Source organism: Moorena sp. SIO3B2, assembly GCF_010692525.1.
Lineage (GTDB): Bacteria > Cyanobacteriota > Cyanobacteriia > Cyanobacteriales > Coleofasciculaceae > Moorena > Moorena producens.
Window position 1 is genome coordinate 1 of the sequence record NZ_JAAHHE010000447.1, and the last position, 4,355, is coordinate 4,355.

Below are 4,355 nucleotides of genomic sequence, written 5' to 3' on the forward strand. Positions count from 1 at the left end.
ATATTAAATCTCAGGATTCTTTGAAAGTGTAATTTGCTGTTAAAGGGGTATTGAACCCCTTTAACAGCCGCGCATTCCTCTCACACCAAATCAAAGATTATGGTGTGAGGCTCCTGCTAAGCTAGCTCAACTACTCCAGGATACTCGGAGTTTTGGTTAAGACTAACCCAGTATTCAGCTGTTGACAGTCTAGGTATTATGTGTTAATTACTAGGGACTAGAAACTTTGATTAACTATCTAACAGTTAATATCTAACAGTTAATATCTAACAGTTAATATAAAATATCACTAAATAATTACTTGGCGGTTAAAATACAAGATTTTAAGTTAAGTTGTAAGACCTAACACCTAATACCTGATACCTAATACCTAACACCTAACACCTAACACCTAACACCTAACACCTAACTCCTAACACCTAAGGCAAGCAGTGATGTTTCCCAATTGCCAGAAATTTCTGATCAAATTTTCGGGAATCTGTGGAAGACACCTTGTATTAAGTAAGTAACGTAGCTTTACTAGAGCTTGTCAAACATCTTGGACAGTTTTTGACATATGCCTCTAGGATTTCCTCCCAGTTGATGTACAGTGGCGGTTGTAGCAATGGTTGCAGCCGCTTTTTTTTTTGGAGAGTAATGGGTAATGGGTAATGGGTAATGGGTAATGGGTAATGGGTAATGGGTAATAGCCACTGCTGTATTGAGGATTTGCCGAATGCGATCGCGTAGCGGCTCCAAAGGAGCATCGCATCACCGATTACGCAGTGACCTTAACATAACTTCATAGTTATGTCATCCTGAGAAAAGAGTTGTCAATAGACTCAAGTTTAGGTCAATGTCAGAACTCTCAGAAAGAAAACGAGTAGTTGTAGTCGGTGCTGGATGGGCAGGCTTAGGCGCAACTCACCACTTAGCCAAACAAGGTTACGATGTCACTCTCCTAGAAGCAAGTTCCTATCCCGGTGGTTTAGTGGCAGGATGGAAAACGACCGGTGGACGTTCTGTAGAAGGGGGAATTCATGGTTTCTGGTATCCCTATCACAACATTTTCAACCTCGTAAAGGAACTCCGACTCAATCCTTTCACTCCTTTCACCCGTTCTTCCCAGTATTCTCCTGCTGGATTAGAAGTCGAATCCCCTATATTTCAAAATGAACCACGACTTCCCACCCCTCTAGGAACCTTCCTATACACGGACTTCAAACGGTTACCCCTGATTGATCGGCTCTCTGCCTTACCCCTGCTCTATGCCGTTATTGACTTCGATAATTCCCACCAGGCGTGGACCAGGTATGACTCGGTAACCGCCCGTGAATTATTTAAACAGTTTGGGGTTTCGGCACGACTGTACAAGGATTCCTTTGAGCCCATGCTGTTAGTGGGTTTATTTGCTCCAGGAGAGCAATGTTCAGCCGCAGCCGCCCTAGGAATGCTGTATTACTTCATTTTGGCTCACCAACCGGACTTTGATGTGGTCTGGTGCCGAGGAACGGTAGCACAGATGATATTTAAACCCTGGATGGAACAGATTGAAAAAGCCGGGGGAAAGGTACTTACCAATAAACGGGTCAATGACATTATTTTAGACCACACAGGCAAGGCCAAAGGGGTGATGTGTGGTGATGAATGCTTTGAGGCTGACGCGGTGATTTTTGCTGTCAGTGTCAATGGTATGAAGAAAATCCTTCAGAGTAGCACCATGCTCCAAAGCCGCAAGGAATTCCGCAACCTGATGAATTTAGGGGCAATTGATGTGCTATCAACCAGGCTATGGTTTGACCGCAAAGTTATGATTCGCCATCCCTCTAATGCTTGTTTTGGCTTTGATGCAACCACGGGTTGGACATTTTTTGACCTTAATGCCTTGCACGATGAGTACCGGGATGAACCTGGTAGCGTGATTGAAGCAGACTTTTACCATGCTAACCAGTTGCTACCCCTGAGTGATGAGCAAATTATCCAGAAAGTTCAGCGTGACTTAGGCACCTGTGTTTCTGGTTTTAGAGAGGCAAATCTGATTGACAGTACTGTGATTCGAGTACCCCAAGGGGTGACTCACTTTGCTCCCGGTAGCTATCAGTATATGATGCAGCGAACCACTAGTATTCAAAATGTATTTATGAGCGGGGATTGGATTGTCACTCGCCACGGTTCTTGGTCTCAGGAAAAAGCGTATGTTACCGGTTTAGAGGCAGCAAATTTGGTAATTAGGCGCTTTAGACAAGGGAATCTAGCTAAGATTATTCCTGTTGATGCAGATGAATTCCATATTCAGATAACACGGAATATTAACAAAACTGTACGGGAGTTTGGTCAGACGTTATTCACTAATTTTTGGTTACCTTGATTTTAAGCATATGCGCTACGCGCACGCTACGCGAACAGCGGTCAGCGGTCAGCCTTCAGCCTTCAGCCTTCAGCCTTCAGCCGTCAGCCGTCAGCCGTCAGCCTTTGGCTGTTCGCTTAGGGTGCGCGTAGCGCATAAGCACCTCAAGTAGCGTGCGCGTAGCGCATAAGCTGAAAGCTGATAACTGATAGCTGATAACTGATAGCTGATAGCTGATAGCTGAAAGCTGAAAGCTGATAGCTGATAGCTGATAGCTGATAGCTGAAAGCTGATAGCTGATAGCTTACAGTTTGACTTGGTAGTTGCTGAATAAACTAATACAGTAATAATAAAGTAATGGAAAGGGTTCAGAACTCAGACAAGCTTGTTATTAGCTTCTACAAATGGGTAGGTATTCTGGTTTTGGTTTACCTACTAATTTTGGCAGTAGGGATAATTGGTACAGGCTTTAGGTCAGCTACTGGGGAGCAAGCTAAGGAATTGTTCGAGTTTGCTACTAATCCCTTTGCTGCTTTAATTGTCGGTACCCTAGCAACTGCTTTAATCCAATCTTCAAGTACAGTAACCTCGATTATTGTAGGTCTAGTAGCTGGTGGTTTGCCAGTGGCAACGGCTGTTCCTATGGTTATGGGCGCTAACATTGGCACCACCATCACTAATACACTGGTTAGTTTAGGACATATTCAAAATAAGGACGAATTTAAACAGGCTTTTGCTGCTGCAACCATCCACGACTTATTCAATCTGATTAGTGTCGTTATCTTCCTACCTTTGGAAATTACCACTCACTTCCTGGAAAAGATTAGTCTGTTTTTAACAAGCCTGGTTGTGGGGGAAAACTCGCTCAGCTTAAACAACGTTAATCTGATTAAATTTGCCACTGCTCCAGTCACTGATAGGATTAAAACTATCAGTAACATTTTCCCAGAACCATTTAATGGTATTGCCCTGATTGTCCTAGGTATCAGTGTTATTTTCCTATCCATCTTTTTCATTGGCAAACTGCTCAAAACCCTAATGGTAGGACGAGCGAATCAGATGTTGCACACTGCTATCGGTAACGGTCCCATTGCTGGGATTGCTTCTGGGACACTAGTCACTGTAATCGTGCAATCTTCCTCAACTACCACCAGCCTGATCGTTCCCCTAGCTGGTACAGGTTTATTGAGCTTACAAGAAATTTATCCCTTCACCCTAGGGGCAAATATCGGAACCTGTATCACTGCTTTACTTGCGGCGACCGGAATAACGGAAAACCCAATCCCTGCTCTAGAAATAGCTACAGTGCATCTACTTTACAACAGCCTCGCAGTTGTGATCATCTACAGCATTCCTGTGTTGAGACAAATGCCAATCCTGGGTGCAGAAACCTTAGCCGCTGTTGCCACTGAGCGGAAGTATTTAGCCTTTGTCTATATTGCAAGCGTTTTCTTCTTGATTCCTGTACTACTTCTGAGTCTATCCACCTTGCTGTGACAGCTTAGCACTTCCTTAAGAGCAGAGTGCTGGTAAGCTATCAGCGTGTCGCGTATCAGCTCTCAGCTATCAGCTATCAGCTCTCAGCTATCAGCTATCAGCGATTAGCGCTATCCGCACGCTACTTGAGGTGCTAGCTTATGGGCACGCTTGGCCAAAGGCCAATGGTTTACTGCTGAATGCTTAGATGGGCTTTTACCCAGACTTTCAATTTGATAAAATCTCCAACTCTTAAATTTTTTGGTTCCAGGTTTATGTAAAGCATTAGGCTGTTCCCATAGCGTGAGCCTTTGGCTGACGGCTGACAGCTGACGGCTGACAGCTGACGACTGCTGATTCTCTATAGTCCACTTAACTCTAGAGAGTTCATTAATAATAATTATTGCTAAGCAAACCATAGCAAGCCTTACTATACAAGCTTGATCTTCTCTAAGGCTAACTCTTAGCTTATAGGCTTAGGATAGCTTTAGTAAAATTTATCAAAATAATTTCTCAACTATTGACTGCCGCGTTGCCTTTGAGTTACAGTGTA

At 43.7% G+C, this 4,355-nt stretch carries 5 protein-coding genes; 3 read left to right on the forward strand and 2 right to left on the reverse strand.

Annotation, left to right across the window (positions count from 1 at the left end; all coding sequences use genetic code 11):
• Window positions 1-497: 497 nt before the first annotated feature.
• On the reverse strand, window positions 498-746 hold the full coding sequence (locus F6K38_RS35815) for a hypothetical protein (RefSeq protein WP_287251787.1): 249 nt from the start codon (window positions 744-746) through the stop codon (window positions 498-500).
• A gap of 89 nt (window positions 747-835) precedes the next feature.
• Here F6K38_RS35815 and F6K38_RS35820 point away from each other — a divergent pair, with 89 nt between their 5' ends.
• From F6K38_RS35820 to F6K38_RS35830, 3 genes are all read left to right on the forward strand, one after another.
• Window positions 836-2,347 carry a hydroxysqualene dehydroxylase gene (locus tag F6K38_RS35820; protein ID WP_287359803.1) on the forward strand — a complete coding sequence of 504 codons (1,512 nt, stop codon included), beginning with the start codon at window positions 836-838 and terminating at the stop codon, window positions 2,345-2,347.
• A gap of 10 nt (window positions 2,348-2,357) precedes the next feature.
• The gene (locus F6K38_RS35825) at window positions 2,358-2,498 is read left to right on the forward strand and encodes a hypothetical protein (RefSeq protein ID WP_154659861.1); all 141 of its coding nucleotides are present in this window, start codon (window positions 2,358-2,360) and stop codon (window positions 2,496-2,498) included.
• A 185-nt stretch (window positions 2,499-2,683) separates the two neighbouring features.
• A complete protein-coding gene (locus F6K38_RS35830; protein ID WP_008187070.1) occupies window positions 2,684-3,823 on the forward strand; it encodes a Na/Pi symporter in 1,140 nt (379 codons plus the stop codon).
• A gap of 110 nt (window positions 3,824-3,933) precedes the next feature.
• Here F6K38_RS35830 and F6K38_RS35835 read toward each other — a convergent pair whose 3' ends face one another.
• A complete protein-coding gene (locus F6K38_RS35835; protein ID WP_287359805.1) occupies window positions 3,934-4,221 on the reverse strand; it encodes a hypothetical protein in 288 nt (95 codons plus the stop codon).
• Between the last annotated feature and the right edge of the window lie 134 nt (window positions 4,222-4,355).